This is a genomic window from Photobacterium chitinilyticum (genome assembly GCF_004104355.1).
Taxonomy (GTDB): domain Bacteria; phylum Pseudomonadota; class Gammaproteobacteria; order Enterobacterales; family Vibrionaceae; genus Photobacterium; species Photobacterium chitinilyticum.
Map to the genome: position 1 here is coordinate 1 of NZ_RJLM01000278.1, position 355 is coordinate 355.

The following is a 355-nucleotide window of genomic DNA, read 5'->3' on the forward strand; positions in this document are numbered from 1 at the left end:
GCTTGTTTTCTTCATCTCTTTCCTCCTCGATTGCATTGATCAAACCTGCTTCTTGCTCTTCGATTTCTACGTACTCCTCAATACGAGCATCGAACTCTTCTTCGGTTTCATTGAGACGCATGATGTGGATGTCTTCTGGTTCAAAGTCCAGACCGATTTCCTCACCCACGATAGCCTTACGGGTTGAGTGGATCATCCATTCATTTCCAAGTTCGTCATAGGCGATAATTTCATAATGAACTCCACGGAAAAGCTGGGTATCGACCTTAACTTGGAGCTTGCCTTCTTCAGGAAGGGTAATGCGCAAGTCCTCTGGACGAATAACGACCTCAACAGGTTCATTTGGCTTCATCCA

Annotated in this window: 1 protein-coding gene; it reads right to left on the reverse strand. The window is 45.4% G+C overall.

Going from position 1 to position 355, the window contains the following annotated elements; all coding sequences use genetic code 11:
• The coding region (locus EDI28_RS26735; RefSeq protein WP_128786733.1) for a TOBE domain-containing protein at positions 1–355 on the reverse strand (355 nt) is incomplete at both ends.